This is a genomic window from Nitrosomonas sp. HPC101 (assembly GCF_009833125.1).
GTDB lineage: Bacteria > Pseudomonadota > Gammaproteobacteria > Burkholderiales > Nitrosomonadaceae > Nitrosomonas.
The window spans coordinates 317301-332259 of the sequence record NZ_QRCC01000001.1 but is presented as its reverse complement, the minus strand read 5'-3'; the positions used below and the strand labels follow the sequence as shown (position 1 = coordinate 332259).

The following is a 14959-nucleotide window of genomic DNA, read 5'->3' as shown; positions in this document are numbered from 1 at the left end:
TGTAAGACGGCTTTCTCGATCAGGTAGGCGATGACCGCCATTGTCGTACCTATCAACCAGTGTTCTATTTTTCGAGTCAAAGACCTCTTAGATATTGTACTCATGGAAGCACTCTCCATCATGGGTTTGTTATCAATTGAAGAAATACGATCCGCGATGCGCAACTTTCTGCGCTTAATGTTATTTCATAACGAGTCGACCGGATGCCCACCATCAGCACTGCTATGATGAATGATCCTGTATCAACATGGCTGGATAGCCTTGGCCTCAGTGTATATCACGAATTGTTTGAGCACAACGCGATCACCTGGGATGTTTTGCCCGAGCTGAATGAGGGCGATCTGAAGGCATTGGGTGTCTTACTGGGACATCGGAAAATACTCTTGCGTGCGATCGCACAATTACCACAGAGTGCCGCAATTGCGAATCCGGAATCCGTACCTGCTGGTGTTGTTTCGGAAGAGCAATCGTTCTCTCTCGAACGAAATCAGGCGGAACGTCGCCAACTGACGGTGATGTTTTGTGATCTTGTAGATTCGACAGCACTATCCTGCCAGCTGGATCCTGAAGATCTCCAGGATGTGATCCGGCAGTTTCTAGGTGCCTGTAGCCAGGTGATTGGCCAGCTCGATGGCTATGTCGCAAAATATATGGGAGACGGGATACTGGCTTATTTCGGGTATCCTCATGCCCATGAAAACGATGCGGAACGGGCGGTACATGCCGGCCTCTCTATTCTGGATGCAGTGAAGGCGTTTATTCTGGACAATCCCCATCCGCAGCTAAGTATCGCTGCCCGAATCGGGATTGCTACCGGTACAGTCGTAGTCGGTGAGCTCATCGGACAGGATATCGCGAAAGAACGATCGGTGTTCGGCGAAACCCCGAATCTTGCCGCCCGTCTTCAGACGCTGGCCAAACCCGGTCAGTTGATCATCGATCTGGCGACAAAACGGCTTGTCGGAAATGAATTCGAGCTTTCGGATCTTGGTGTTTCCTCACTGAAAGGGTTTGACACCCCTGTTCAAGCCTGGCAGGTTCTGAGCATTAAGCCATCAGCTAGCCGGTTTGAGTCCTATCGATCCGGCCAGTTGGCCAAACTCGTGGGCAGGGAACAGGAGATTGCACTCCTGTTGGACCGCTGGCGTGAGGCTGTCAGTGGCGAAGGACAGGTCGTGCTCTTAAACGGCGAAGCTGGCATCGGGAAATCGAGAATCGCTTGTAGCTTGTGCGACCACCTTGCAGATGAGCAGCACGAGACGATTCAATTTCAATGTTCACCGTATCACACGAATACGGCGCTCTATCCGGCGATCAATTTTTTGCGGCAGGCAGCAGGATTGACAAGTCAGGACAATGCTGAGGTACAACTGAACAAGCTTGATGCCCTGGTCACTGAAAGTGGAATTGATGACCCGGAAACTGTTTCACTGTTGGCAGATTTGCTTTCGATCCGGGGAGATCATCGCGACCCATCCCTGAATGTGTCATCTGAAAAACGTAAAGACATGACACTGGATGCGCTTGTGCAGCATCTGCAAAGGCTGGCTGATCACTGTCCCCAATTATTCATTGTGGAAGATGCCCATTGGCTTGATCCAACCACGCTGGAACTCATAACACGGATCATTGGCCGTATCCGGCAGATGCGTGTGTTATTGCTGATCACATGCCGACCTGGCTTCAAGCCGGCATGGGCAGAATACAGTTACGTAACATCTTTGACACTCTGCCGGCTTCCACGCCGACATAGCGCTGAACTCGTTGCGATGATGGCAGGCGGAAAAGTGCTTCCGCCTGAAGTACAGCAGGCGATTCTGGCCAAGGCCGATGGCATACCGCTTTATATCGAAACGTTGACAGAAAATGTACTTGGATCCGAATTGTTGTCTGAGGGGAACGATTCATTTACCTTGAAGGATCCGTTAAAAGAATTGCCTATCCCGGACAGTCTGCAGGCTCTGCTCATGGAGCGGGTGGATCGGTTGGGGGCAGCTAGGGAAATCGTTCAAACCGGTGCGGTAATAGGGCGTGAATTTACTTACGAGCTATTGCAGGCCATTATGGAAGTGCCGGATAGCGAATTGAAGAATGCACTTGATCTGTTTGTTGCTTCCGGACTGGTGCTTCAAGAAGGCGAGATCCCTCTTGCAACCTATTATTTCAAGCATGCGCTGGTTCAGGAGGCTGCCTACAACATGCTGCCCAGGAAATCCCGGCGCGCGCTTCATGCCCGTATTGCCAAAACTCTGGAAAGCAGGTTCCCCGAACGGGTGAGCACAGAGCCGGAGCTCTTGGCTTATCATTATGAACAGGCGGGATTAGCTGGTTTGGCGATTGAATATTATCATCGTGCGGCTCGACGCGATGTGAAGCGGTCAGCCAGTATCGAAGCGCTCAATCATTTTAGTCGAGCACTGGAGCTGCTGAAGGAGCTGCCACAAAACCCGGAGCGAAATGTGCTGGAGCTGGAGCTCTTGCTTGCACGCGGTGTCCCGTTGCTGTCCGTCAAAGGATATGCATCTGACGAAACAGAACACAATTATCGGAGAGCGAAGGATCTGCTGCAAGAAAATAGCAGTTCCATGCATCAATTCGGGGCTATTCGGGGATTGTGGGTCTTTCATCTGGTCAAAGGGCAACTCGCCAATGCGCATAGCCTGGCCGAGGAACTTCTTGCGCTGGCTCGCCGCGAGCAAAGCCCCGAGCTGCTGATTGAAGCTCACCATGCCTTGGGTGCAAGCTGTTTCTACCTTGGCCGGTTTGACGAGACCAAAACCCAGTTGCTCGCTGCAAAATCTCTGGATGATTCAAATCAACATTATTCACGGGCTTTTTTCTATGGTCAGGATTCTGGAATAACCGCGCGGATTCTGCTGGCCAGAACATTATGGATATTGGGTGAAGTCGATCAGGCTGGAGCGCTGGCACTGGAGACGATGGGTATGGCGAGAGAGTTGGAGCATCCATTTACGCGCGTTTTTACGCTCATTTTTCTTGCCTGGATTTATTCCAGTGCCCGCAACGCGGAGAAAACACTGGAGATCGCCAATGAAGCAATCGCAATTTCAACACAATACTCGTTTGAATTAGGATTGGCATGGGCGACCGCCTCGCAGGGCTGGGCACTGGCCGACACCGGGCAGGAGGAAGGTATCGCCAAATTGATGGACGGACTTTCCGCTACCCGGGCCACAGGAGCGCGTATCCATGACACTTGTACTCTGGCGTTGCTGGCAGAGGTCTATTTACGCAGGAATAGAATCGATGAAGGCCTGGTTGCTATTGAGGAAGCGCAGAATCTTGCTGTTACTGAAGGAGCATTGTTCTGGCAGGCAGAATTATTTCGACTGAAAGGCGAACTGCTGCTGGGGCAATCCGGTAAATCAGTCCGGGAAGCAGAAGAGTGCTTGTGTGCAGCCTTAAAGATCGCGCAGAATCAGCATGCAACAATGCTTGAACTTCGAGCTGCCACGAGCCTGGCGAGGCTTTGGAAAAAACTCAATAAAACGGAGGATGCCAAACGCATCTTGAATGCTGTGTACTCCAGATTCGGTGAATGTGCCGACAACCTCGACTTGATTGAAGCGAAAACAGTTCTTGAACAACTTGGTGTGTGAAATCGTTATTGGAACTGGAGTGTCGAAGCGAGTATTCAGGATGCAGGCATACGGATGTATGAAGTGAGGTTCCTAGAACCCCATGGCTGCTCCATCTGGATTGCGCGGATCGGAGTAACCCCAGAGTTCATTATTCTGTAACTGGATGGTCTGGGTACGGCCCATGGTGGGCTTGATAACGATGTTGTGGCCTTTCTCCTGCAAAAGCCGCAAGGTATCGGGTGAGAAGCCTTTTTCCATCCGCAATTCATCCGGTGTCCACTGGTGATGAAATCGTGCAGCCGATGACGCTTCAGCAGGGTTCATGGCAAAATCGATATTGTTTACGATCTGTTGCAGAACTGTAGTAATAATGCGTGGCCCACCAGGGCTGCCGGTAACCAGTCTGGGCTGGCGATCCTTGAAGACAAAGGTGGGGGTCATGGATGAAAGAGGTCGCTTGCCTGCTTCAACGGCATTGGCATCGCCACCGATGACACCGTAGACGTTGGGTCTCCCTGGTTTGATCGAAAAATCATCCATTTCGTTATTGAGCACAATGCCTGTGCCTGGTACAACAATGCCGCTGCCGAAATTAGTGTTGAGCGTATAAGTGACGGCAACCATATTGCCAGCCGAATCAACCACTGAAAAATGAGTGGTCTGGTTGCTTTCATGAGGTTGCGGCTGACCAGGTTTGATGTCGTCCGCAGAGCGGGCGTGATCCGGGTTAATGTGTGACAGCAGCGTCTCGGCATAGGATTTGCTGGTCAGACCGATAAGTGGGATCCGGGTAAAATCCGGATCTCCCAAATATTCGGATCGATCTGCGTAAGCCAGTTTCATAGCTTCAGTCATATGGTGGATGACCAGAGCGCTGTTATGCCCCCACTCTCTGAGTGGCCAGTGTTCCATCATATTGAGCATTTGTACCAGATGGATGCCGCCCGAAGAAGGGGGGGGCATGGTAACGATTTCGTAACCGTGATAAATACCATGTACCGGCGTTCGCTCAATCACGTGATAGCTTTTCAAATCCGCAAGCGTTATCGGGCCGCCGTTATTAGTCATGTCGGCGGCGATCCTGTGCGCAATTTCTCCTTCATAAAATGCTTTGGCGCCGTCGCGCGCGATCAACCGCAGTGAATTTGCCAGATCTTTCTGCACCAGCATGTCACCGGCTTTCAGGGGAGTGCCATTTTTCCAGAAGATTACCTGGGTAGCCGGCCATTTTTTCATATTACCGGCAGCGTACTGTAATCCCTTGGCAAGGGTTTCACTTACCGTATAACCTTGCTCTGCCAATGCGATTGCCGGTTGCATTACCTCTGCCAGAGACATGGAGCCCCATCGTTCCAGTGCATGAGTCATTCCGGCAACGGTGCCTGGAACGCCGACCGCCGCATGGCTGAAAAGTGACTTGCCCTCAATAACATTTCCGGCCATGTCCAGATACATATCGCGACTGGCGGCTGTCGGAGCGGTTTCACGAAAATCCAGTGCAGTTGATCGCCCGGTTTTGGCATCATAAATCAGCATGAAGCCGCCACCACCAATATTGCCTGCATTGGGCAGTGTTACTGCCAGGCCAAAACCAATCGCTACGGCGGCATCGATGGCATTGCCACCGGCCTTGAGGATATTCAGCCCGATTCCGGAAGCCAGTCTTTGTTCGGTTGCCACCATGCCGTGACGTGCCACAACCGGATGGAATATATCCATATCCCAGTCGTAGGTCGTTGCTGTCGCCACGGTCTGTGATGCAGATGGAATATTTGCCGGTGGAACAGCGGGAGCAGTACTGCATGCCGTCAGCAGGATCAGGGAAAAGTGGCTTAGCAGCAGGAAGAGGGTATGCATGAACAAATATGATCCTCCGTTTTCAGCGTGCTTTTTTGAGGAGATTGCTGCCGATTCGGATGAGGGAATTACCTCATGCCTGCAGGCAGCAGTAGGGCCGGTGATGAAAGGAAATTTAATCAATTTTATTTTTGATTTCAGAAATCTTGTCCCTGGTTGTGTCACAGGTTTCATTTGCCCGGTTTTTGGCTTTCTGTCTCAGACATTCAGCGATTCTTCTGCGTATGCCCCGGGGAATGCCAAAGTCATAATTAGTGCGGCTGGTAAATATAATAATCTCATTCCATGTACCCTATAGATTGGATTTTATTGATCAAGGTATTTTGATAACTTAATAGTTTCTCAAATTGAAGTAGTTTTATTCTTTGTCTCAGGGTAAGGATGCAGCATGTTCAGCGCAGTACTCTTGCCGGCTGTTTCCACAATGCGGATATGCTCCCGGCGCAGTTCACGAGCATGACGCAGCCCGCAGGAATGGGCGATCATATTGATTTCACCGTTGACGTTGGTCGCGTAATGGGCGACACGCAGATATTTTTCTTCTACGACCAAACCGCGTTGTAATCGTGGATTATGTGTGGTGATGCCGGTGGGACAGGTATCCAGATGGCAGCGCATTGCTTGAATGCAGCCTAGAGAAAACATGAATCCGCGTGCGGTATTGACAAAATCTGCGCCGGCGCATAATGCCCATGCCCCTTGTGCAGGGGTGACCAGTTTGCCAGACGCAATAACACGAATACGCTGCTTCAGGCCGGATTCGATCAGGGAATCGACAACGCGTGGCAGTGCTTCGGTAATCGGCAGACCGACATGATCAATCAGTGTTTGTGGCGCCGCACCGCTGCCGCCTTCGCCACCATCAATTGTCATAAAGTCAGGTGCATATTCCAAGCCGCGACGCAGAATCGCATTACACAGCTCGTTGATGAAATACCAGCCACCAATAACCATTTTGATTCCAACTGGCCGCCCGGTTAATTCACGGACAAAAATGATCCGATCCAGTAGTTCTTCGATATTACTGATGTTATGGTGTCGGTTAGGGCTGATGGAGGTTTGGTAGGGAGGGATTCCCCGGATGGCGGCGATTTCCGGCGTCACCTTGCAGGCGGGAAGTATGCCTCCCGATCCGGGTTTTGCGCCCTGAGAAAGCTTGATTTCAAATGCGTTGACAGACCGGGCAATTTCCCGGGCACGGGCCGGAGAAAAGTTGCCGTATTCGTCACGGATGCCGTATTTTGCAGTGCCTATTTGCATGATGCGGTCACAATTGCCTTCCAGATGATGGGGTGATAACCCGCCTTCGCCGGTATTCAGCCAACATCCGGCCTTGGCTGCGCCGAGTGAAAGGGCACGTACAGCAGGTTTTGAAATAGCTCCGAAACTCATGCCACTGATGTTGATAATGGATCTGGCCAGAAAAGGTCGATCGCAATAGCCTTCACCGATAATAACAGCGGGAACAGGCAACTGATCTTCCTCCAGGATGGGAAAGGCACTGCTGGTGAAGATAAATGCGCCCGGCTTGCTTAAATCATAAGTGGAGCCGAAACCAACCGTACCGCCTTTGTTTTTGGCATTTTTGTATATCCAGCTTCGGGTAGCGCGATTAAACGGCATTTCGTCACGGTCACCCGCAAAGAAATACTGGCGGAAATATTTACCCTGGGTTTCAAAAAAATAGCGCAGCCGTCCAATAATGGGATAATTACGCAAAATGGTATGTTTCTTCTGGGTGACATCACGAATGAAGAACGCTACGAGAGCGCCGACTGCGATCAGTCCCAGAACGGTACCAAAGCTGAAAATAATCAGATGGGTCAGATTGGTCATACTGTCGGACATGATGTATGGCTCCTTGATTATCTAAAATTGAATCGTATGTTACAGAACAAAGCAATCTGCCGTCAGGTTCGTGCCGCACTGGATGAGGATATTGGTACCGGTGATCTGACTGCTTCTTTCGTCCCGGCTGAAAAACAGCTTGATGCGAAAGTAATTTCCCGCGAAGCCATTATTGTTTGCGGCGCGCCGTGGTTTGATGAAAGTTTCCGCCAGTTATCCTCGTCTGTCAGCGTTGACTGGCAAGTCAAGGATGGGCAATGGGTTCGGGCCGGTCAGACATTGTGTGTGCTTAGTGGTGAGGCCCGATCTTTACTAACCGGAGAGCGTACAGCATTGAATTTTCTGCAGATGCTTTCCGCAGTGGCGACACGTACCCGGAAATTTGTCGAAGCGGTTGCAGGCACGGACGCACAGATTGTCGATACCCGTAAAACCTTGCCAGGATTACGCCTTGCGCAGAAGTATGCCGTGCGGTGTGGGGGAGGGGTCAATCATCGTACCGGGCTCTATGATGGAATATTGATCAAGGAAAATCATATTATTGCTGCCGGCGGTATTGAAGCTGCTTTGCATCGGGCTGGCAAAATCGCACCGCCCGGCGTATTTATCCAGATTGAGGTGGAAACGCAGGATGAGTTGATACAAGCCCTGTCTGCCGGAGCACGCATGGTTCTGCTGGATAATTTTGATCTGGCCGGTCTGCGGGACGCCGTTGCGTATAACCGACAATTTTCGGGTGCAGCTGCTGTACTCGAAGCTTCCGGCAACGTTACGCTTGATACTGTGCGTGCGATAGCTGAAACAGGGGTGAACCGGATTTCAATCGGCAGCCTGACCAAGGATATACAGGCCGCCGATTTATCCATGCGTTTCTCCGGAACTGTTTGAAGACCGTTCAATTCACTGGGATTTGATGCATAACCTGATCAGACGTGAAGTGGTCGGATGTTATCGGGGTTCTGTGCTGAGGCTGTTATGGTTGCTCTTCAATCCGATAGGGTGTTTCTTTGTTACGTTGTTAGAGCAGCGATCACTTCCTGATCATCGATCTGTGGAAATGCGCGGTAGAATTGCCCTACCGAATGAAATTGCGGGGGCGTTTCCAGGCAGATGGTCTCATCTGCAAGGGGGAGGATGCGGGCAAGCGTGTCAGCGGGTGCGACTGGCACCGCACATATCAGCTTCCGCGGCTGCTGGATACGTACAGCATGCAACGCTGCAATCATGGTGGCGCCGGTCGCCAGACCGTCATCCACTACAATCACGATTCGGTCTTGCGGATCGATAGCCGGTCGAATTGGTGTATAGCATGTTCGTCGCTTACGCAGCGATTCAAGCTGAACAGCCTTTTCAGTTTCAATGTATTCAGGGGTGGCTCCACTGTGAGCGGCATAATCGGCCAGATAGACCTGCCCGGTTTCATCAATGGCGCCGATTGCAAATTCCAGATTTCCCGGTGCGCGCAGCTTGCGTACCAGTACGACATCCAGTTCACCTTCCAGTCTGTTAGCGATGATCCGGGCCATTGGCACCGCTCCCCGCGGAATCGCCAGTATCAGCGGATTCTGTCCGCGCAGGGCATCGAGCCGTTTCGCCAGCTGAACGGCCGCTTCCGTGCGATCCTGAAACATTTCTCACTCCTTTACAGTACGCCAATGTTTGTATCCTACACTGAACCTGAGTTTGGGATAATAAAAGAGGAGGTGAGCGTCTGCCTTTATGCGTAAGATTATGTTTCTGAGGAAAGCTAATTTTACGACCTTCTGGGAAACAGTAAATGCAGTGGTTCATATGATAGCTGCATTATTCCGTGGTGTTTGAAGCTGCCAAGCTTAAGAAATTCGTTTTAGCTGCAGATTACCTACATGCAGGCGTTCCGCTATAGCGGTTTATATGCCAGAAGCTGAATTACGTTGCCGTGATGATGTATATGAAAAAATAGATAAATTTCTTTCAGGAAGTTGTAATGATTTTTATGTTGAAGCGCATCGGCAACGTTTCCTGAAAGAAATGCTCGATGTATCCGGGCCAAATGTGCTGTCTCGTTATATCGTCTTGCTTGAGAGTGGTGTCAAAGGCAATAGAGACGGTTGGTAGATTTTTGATAGGGTAAATGCACTTATGCGATCTTTATGGGCTACGGTAAAGTATATTTTTTCAGTTGATTTTCTGAAAAATTTGGTGGTGGCCGCTTACTGGGCTAAAGGGGGATACACTAAGACCAATATCAGAGGACATTCGATTCTGATCACGGTAGATCATTGGCGGGTGCTCAAACGGGCTAAGACTTATAGCATCAAAGAGCCAGATACCTTGGACTGGATCGATGATTTTGAGCCGGGCTCATGTTATTTTGATATCGGTGCTAATATCGGCCAGTATTCGCTTTATCCTGCGAAAAAATATAGCAGTGAAGTTGAGATATATGCCTTCGAGCCACAAAGTAACAATTACTACGCGCTCAATAAAAATATTTTTTATAACAATCTTAAAGATCGCATTAGTGCGTATTGTATTGCGGTGTCGGGGAAAACTGAATTTTCCAAATTGTATGTTCCCAAATTCATTCCAGGGGGGAATCGTTCTCAATTTGGGGAGGAATCATTTGCTGCCATGAAGAGGCCTGCTTCTCATATTCAGGGTATGTTCGGTGCGACATTGGACGATCTTTGTGGGAAATGGGGATTTCCCTACCCAAACTATCTGAAAATTGATGTCGATGGCATTGAAATCGCTATTCTTAAGGCAGCAGGGCAGGTTTTAAAACATCCCAATCTCAAGTCCGTTATCGTTGAACTGGGCACGCCTGTGGAACAACAAGAGGCTGTGGCCATTATGAAGCAAGCGGGGCTCGAGTTGAAGAAAAAATCAACCAGGAACTGGGGGGAGACGTGTTTTGTGTTTGAGAAAAAATAAGATTTCCAGGATTTTTTCGTTTCTATCAATTCTCACAAACGCATGAAGTCACCATGAAAGCCCTTTTTTTTCTACGCCACTATAACGATATCGATCATATTACGCCGGTGATCTCTAAATGGATCGAACGTGGCTATGTATGCGATATTGTTATGATCGGTAAGAAACGGTTTGATGGAGATTATCGTATCGAGTTTCTAAAACAACTGGATGGTGTTCGGTTTGCTCATCTTCGGGATTTATTGTCATTTTCGGAATTTACGAAATGGCGTTTACAAACACTATTACTTGTTAGAAGTTCGTATCAATCATTTCTGGGGCCACTCGTCAAGTTATTGGCACATGTGTATAACGCAAAACGACGTGAAGCGATTTGGTTGTCCACTACCTGGCGTTTGCTGGAGAGAAGCTTCCCCGATCTCGGGAAAGGGGTGGTTGTTTTCGATTGGATTGAGAGAAATTCAGAAATCTGTGTTGAATGGGTGGAAATTCTGGTAGGCGTAGCACGTAATCAAGGATTGGGAACAGTATCGCTTCCTCACGGTGATAGTCCTCATGCGAGTCAATTAATCAGGCGTGGTGAATGGCAACTAAAGCCGGATAGATCTTTCTCAGCAGCGGGAATGTTTGATAAGGTCATTGTGCCCAATGAATTGTGTGCCAAGCGTTTTCGTCCTTTTATGGATGATCAGAAACTCACTGTATTAGGATCGCCGCGCTACTGCGAGGAATGGTTGACTAAATTAGTCACCCTTATGCCTTCATCGCCATTGGTACGTTCCGATAGTCAACTGAAAATTGTGATTTTTTTGAGAAAAGCCAATTTCACGACATTCTGGGAGGAGGTGGAAGAGGTGGTTCAAATGATCGCAGCTTTTCCTGGTGTGGAATTGGCGATTAAACCGCACACCCGCGGTGGTTGGAAGCAATCCTTGACGAAGAGTGCCGCATTACGGCGACTCAAGAATGTCACCATGATTGAAGATGGGACTCATTCTGTGCATTTGCTGGCATGGGCTGATGTCATCATCGATCTGGCGACTTCGGTTGCGTATGAAGCCATTCGAGTAGGAAAACCTGTCTTGGCTGCGGATTATTTGCATACAGGCCGCTCTGCCGCAGCGCTATATATGCCGGAAACCGAGCTGCGGTGTCGTGATGATGTTTATGAGAAAATAAGTGAGTTTCTTGCAAACGGTTACCAGTCTTATTACATCGAATCGCATCGACAGCACTTCATTGAGGAAATGTTGGATGTTCCCGGCCAGGACGTATTATCCCACTATGTAGCATTGTTGGAATTGCAGGCTGAGAGAAAATAATTTTTCGTGTGGCGAGGTTAAATACCGGCGGGTTTCAATCTTCCTCAAAGAGAGTCTTTCCAACAACGAGCCGATCCCCACACATTGAGTGCTTACCGTCTCAGCCTTCAGCAACGGCATTGACCGGGAAGGGTGTGGCGCGCCCAGCACGATTCGAACGTGCGACCCCCGCCTTCGGAGGGCGGTACTCTATCCACTGAGCTATGGGCGCGTAAGGGAAACGATTTACTGATTTGCTGTTTTATGCTGTACCCAAAGCGTCTGGAGAACGGCAGTCTGAAATGACATTGGATTGGGGGTTACATGTGTGGGTATTATACTATTACCTTTCGATTGTCGCTCGGGCACATTGGAGAGAAAGATATTATCGGGAATTATTCCTCTGTTTTTTTCTCCTGCTTCGTCTGCTCCTTGGTCGGTTCCGGCCATGAAAAATAAACATAGCTCTTTTGTGGCGTTCTAGCTTCCTTGAAGCGTTTTAATGCTTCCCGATCGACCTTTTTATCCCACCAGATCGCGCGTGCTTCTTCCTGTTTCTTGATGAGGTCGGGTCGGCTGGCAAGCAACTCCCGCATGAATTTTGTGTGCTCCGATTCGTAGGAATAGTCCATATCGTTTATCCGTAAAATAATTAATGTATGAGTATCGTTAGAAATTTGTTTTCAGGCAAATTTCGATACCTGACCTCTCGATTTAGTGATGTTCTGGGCAATCGAATTTTAGAGGGTTTCTATGAAATGCATTCTTTTAATCGTCCGGTCATAGAACATTTTATGCATTGTATCCGATTGCTGTACTGGATTTTTCGAATAACCCGGAATTCTTGCACCGGGTTAAATTATGGTCTGTTTTCGATTCTGGTATACCAGCCCTGATAGACTTCATCCGGCCACAGGGACTTGATCCATACCAGGATGTCATCAATTTCCTGGTCTTTAAGAATGCCTTCCCAGCCAGGCATGCGTCCTTCTCCCGGAGGACCGCCTTTCAGTATGAAGCGCTTTAGTTCTTCGGTGGAATGATGCCAGTCGTGTGCTGTGCCATTGAGTGGCGGTGGCGGATATCTGCCGTTTTCCAGTGGCTTGCGCCAATCTGGAGTACCCTCTGCATTCCGGCCATGACATACCGCACAATTTTTCTGGAAAAGTATTTGGCCACGCGCAATTTGGTCAGGGTCAAAATTGCGCGTGATTTGTTCCGGAGATACGTTTCTGCCAAGAATGCGATCCAGGGTATTGCCGCCTGTCGGATGGGTATCAGTCTGTTCCGAACAGGCGGCGATAAGCAGCAATGATATAAGCGCTACGGCTCTTGCAGATATCACGTTACTTAAGTCTTAGAATTGATTCAGTGGTGCTGTTCTCGGGTGTTTTATTTATTTGCTGCGATTTACCCGGGCCATATTGGTTATAGATTTCTGCTGCGCTGCGTTTATCTCCGGGTTTTCTGATCAGCAATACATTATAAGAATCAACACGCCCGGTTTCCATGCCGGGGGAGCCATGAGGCATTCCAGGGGCTGACAGACCGACTGCTCTCGGACGTTCTTTCAGCAGACGTTTGATGTCATCAACCGGAACATGTCCTTCTATGGCATAGCCATTCACCATGGCCGTATGACACGAGCCCAGTTCGGTGGAGATACCGGCTTCTGCTCTGGCATCATCATTACCTGTATCATGGATGTTCACGGTAAATCCGTTGTCGCGCATAATGTCCACCCATTTAGCACAACAACCGCAGGTTGGGCTTTTATATACTTCCATGGTTGCAGCAACTGCTGTGCTGGCAATGCCTGTTAGTGCGATTGTCAGCAAGGAACGGGTAAAGAATCTGTTAAATTGTTTTTTCATTTGCTCTCCACAATGATTTTGCCTCGCATTCCTTTGAAATGACCGGGGATTGGACAAGCGAAGTCAACAGCCCCTGTTTGAGTGAAATGCCATATCAACTCTTTTTCTTCACCAGGTTCGAGTATTATTTGATTGGGTTCAGTATGTGCCCCATGATCGTGCTCGCGCATCATTTTTTCATGCTTTCTAAGACGTTGCATAGTATCTATCATCATTTCATGTTTCTTTTTCCCTGTGTTTTTGACGATGAATCGGATGGTCTCACCTTGTTTGACATCGATCTCGGAGGGTGAGAAGCGGTATTCGTATACTTCGAGTCTAATGGTGCGTGTGACGTTTTCCTGAACGCCAGGCTTACCAATTGCCGCGTGGCTGTGGTTTGTTGTAGCATAAGCACCGGCGAATCCTAAACAAGAAAGTATGAGAGATACGATCAAAGTTGTCTTCATATGTTCCTCTGTTGTGGACAGAACACCGGAATTACCAGGTGTCGTTTCGCCTGAAGAGATGTTAATGCTACACGAACATTTCTCTGCATTCTGATTCCATTTATCCTCATTTAGTTTTCATTTGTATTCTTTATCACGTATATCCGGAATCCAATATGGCTACAGAAGCATTTTCCAGAAAGGCCGATTATAACGCCAACAAATTGCGCAAGCGATTGCGGCGTCTTGTTGGAACTGCTATCGCTGATTTCAACATGATCGAGAAGGATGATCGGGTCATGGTATGTTTGTCTGGTGGCAAAGATAGTTATGCATTGCTGGATATTCTGCGCAATCTACAGGCGCATGCACCATTGAATTTTGAGCTGATTGCTGTCAATCTGGATCAGAAACAGCCGGGCTTTCCTGAACATGTATTGCCGAGCTATCTGACAGAAATAAAGATGCCCTTTCGTATTGTGGAACAGGATACTTATAGTGTTGTAAAGCGGGTGATCGCAGAGGGGAAAACGACCTGCAGCCTGTGTTCCCGTCTGCGCAGAGGTGTGCTGTACCGGGTGGCGACTGAGCTGGGTGCCACCAAGATTGCCTTGGGACATCATCGTGATGATATTCTGGAGACCTTTTTTCTGAACATGTTTTACGGGGGCAAGCTGAAAGCAATGCCTCCCAAACTGGTGAGCGATGATGGCTGTCATGTGGTGATCCGGCCGTTAGCGTATTGTAAGGAAAAGGATCTGGCTGCTTATGCTCAGCTTATTCAGTTTCCTATCATTCCCTGTAATTTGTGTGGTTCACAGCCGAATATGCAGCGGCAGGTAATCAAGGAAATGATGCAGCAATGGGATAAAAGACATCCAGGGCGACTTGAAACAATATTCACTGCCTTACAGAATATTCAGCTTTCGCACCTGGCGGATACCAGTCGATATGATTTTATCGGAATCAGGCCTCACGGTATCGCAACTGAAGAAGGTGACAAGGCATTTGATGAAGAGTCCTTTCCCGGTGCCTCGGTTGTTGATATGGATCATGACGATGATTCCGTTTTTGAGCTGGAAGCTGGATGTGATGCCGAGGCTGCCCAGGGTGGGGTGGTATAAGAATATTAT

General features: G+C 48.9%; 14 protein-coding genes and 1 tRNA gene. 7 read left to right on the top strand and 8 right to left on the bottom strand.

The window, feature by feature from the left end:
- Nucleotides 1-203 precede the first annotated feature (203 nt).
- Nucleotides 204-3620, top strand: a complete 3417-nt coding sequence (locus ABO04_RS01510; RefSeq protein WP_240141364.1) for an adenylate/guanylate cyclase domain-containing protein — start codon at nucleotides 204-206, stop codon at nucleotides 3618-3620.
- 72 nt (nucleotides 3621-3692) lie between these two features.
- On the opposite strand, the gene ggt is transcribed toward ABO04_RS01510, so the two are convergent.
- Nucleotides 3693-5459, bottom strand: a complete 1767-nt coding sequence (ggt, locus tag ABO04_RS01505; protein ID WP_160808838.1) for a gamma-glutamyltransferase — start codon at nucleotides 5457-5459, stop codon at nucleotides 3693-3695.
- On the opposite strand from ggt, the gene ABO04_RS01500 reads away from it, so the two are divergent.
- Nucleotides 5458-5757, top strand: a complete 300-nt coding sequence (locus tag ABO04_RS01500) for a hypothetical protein (RefSeq protein WP_160808837.1) — start codon at nucleotides 5458-5460, stop codon at nucleotides 5755-5757. The two genes, ggt and ABO04_RS01500, sit on opposite strands and share 2 nt — an antisense overlap.
- 44 nt (nucleotides 5758-5801) lie before the next feature.
- On the opposite strand, the gene ABO04_RS01495 is transcribed toward ABO04_RS01500, so the two are convergent.
- A complete protein-coding gene (locus ABO04_RS01495; RefSeq protein ID WP_240141363.1) occupies nucleotides 5802-7307 on the bottom strand; it encodes an FMN-binding glutamate synthase family protein in 1506 nt (501 codons plus the stop codon).
- 36 nt (nucleotides 7308-7343) lie between these two features.
- On the opposite strand from ABO04_RS01495, the gene nadC reads away from it, so the two are divergent.
- On the top strand, nucleotides 7344-8195 hold the full coding sequence (nadC, locus tag ABO04_RS01490; RefSeq protein ID WP_160808836.1) for a carboxylating nicotinate-nucleotide diphosphorylase: 852 nt from the start codon (nucleotides 7344-7346) through the stop codon (nucleotides 8193-8195).
- 122 nt (nucleotides 8196-8317) lie between these two features.
- Here nadC and ABO04_RS01485 read toward each other — a convergent pair whose 3' ends face one another.
- Nucleotides 8318-8938, bottom strand: coding sequence for a phosphoribosyltransferase family protein (locus ABO04_RS01485; RefSeq protein WP_160808835.1), 621 nt, complete (start codon nucleotides 8936-8938; stop codon nucleotides 8318-8320).
- Nucleotides 8939-9200: 262 nt separating this feature from the next.
- Here ABO04_RS01485 and ABO04_RS12300 point away from each other — a divergent pair, with 262 nt between their 5' ends.
- The 3 genes from ABO04_RS12300 to ABO04_RS01470 are packed head-to-tail and all read left to right on the top strand — an operon-like array spanning nucleotide 9201 to nucleotide 11545.
- Nucleotides 9201-9404 (top strand): hypothetical protein, encoded by a 204-nt coding sequence (locus ABO04_RS12300; protein ID WP_160808834.1) that lies wholly within the window; start codon nucleotides 9201-9203, stop codon nucleotides 9402-9404.
- A gap of 24 nt (nucleotides 9405-9428) precedes the next feature.
- Nucleotides 9429-10223 carry an FkbM family methyltransferase gene (locus tag ABO04_RS01475; protein ID WP_160808833.1) on the top strand — a complete coding sequence of 265 codons (795 nt, stop codon included), beginning with the start codon at nucleotides 9429-9431 and terminating at the stop codon, nucleotides 10221-10223.
- Between the two features lie 53 nt (nucleotides 10224-10276).
- On the top strand, nucleotides 10277-11545 hold the full coding sequence (locus ABO04_RS01470; protein WP_160808832.1) for a hypothetical protein: 1269 nt from the start codon (nucleotides 10277-10279) through the stop codon (nucleotides 11543-11545).
- A gap of 135 nt (nucleotides 11546-11680) precedes the next feature.
- Here the strand turns inward: ABO04_RS01470 and ABO04_RS01465 are convergent.
- The 5 genes from ABO04_RS01465 to ABO04_RS01445 all read right to left on the bottom strand — a co-directional run bounded on the left by ABO04_RS01465 (nucleotide 11681) and on the right by ABO04_RS01445 (nucleotide 13847).
- Nucleotides 11681-11756 (bottom strand) — tRNA-Arg (locus tag ABO04_RS01465).
- A 163-nt stretch (nucleotides 11757-11919) separates the two neighbouring features.
- Nucleotides 11920-12156, bottom strand: a complete 237-nt coding sequence (locus ABO04_RS01460) for a DUF3460 family protein (RefSeq protein ID WP_160808831.1) — start codon at nucleotides 12154-12156, stop codon at nucleotides 11920-11922.
- Nucleotides 12157-12383: 227 nt separating this feature from the next.
- Nucleotides 12384-12869: a cytochrome c gene (locus ABO04_RS01455; protein WP_160808830.1), complete on the bottom strand. Its 486-nt coding sequence runs from the start codon at nucleotides 12867-12869 to the stop codon at nucleotides 12384-12386.
- Between the two features lies 1 nt (nucleotide 12870).
- Nucleotides 12871-13398: a DUF411 domain-containing protein gene (locus tag ABO04_RS01450; RefSeq protein WP_160808829.1), complete on the bottom strand. Its 528-nt coding sequence runs from the start codon at nucleotides 13396-13398 to the stop codon at nucleotides 12871-12873.
- Complete coding sequence (locus ABO04_RS01445) at nucleotides 13395-13847, bottom strand: cupredoxin family protein (protein WP_160808828.1); 453 nt, start codon at nucleotides 13845-13847, stop codon at nucleotides 13395-13397. Before ABO04_RS01445 ends, ABO04_RS01450 begins: the two co-directional genes overlap by 4 nt.
- Nucleotides 13848-14002: 155 nt before the next feature.
- On the opposite strand from ABO04_RS01445, the gene ttcA reads away from it, so the two are divergent.
- Complete coding sequence (gene ttcA / locus ABO04_RS01440) at nucleotides 14003-14950, top strand: tRNA 2-thiocytidine(32) synthetase TtcA (protein ID WP_160808827.1); 948 nt, start codon at nucleotides 14003-14005, stop codon at nucleotides 14948-14950.
- Nucleotides 14951-14959: the final 9 nt, after the last annotated feature.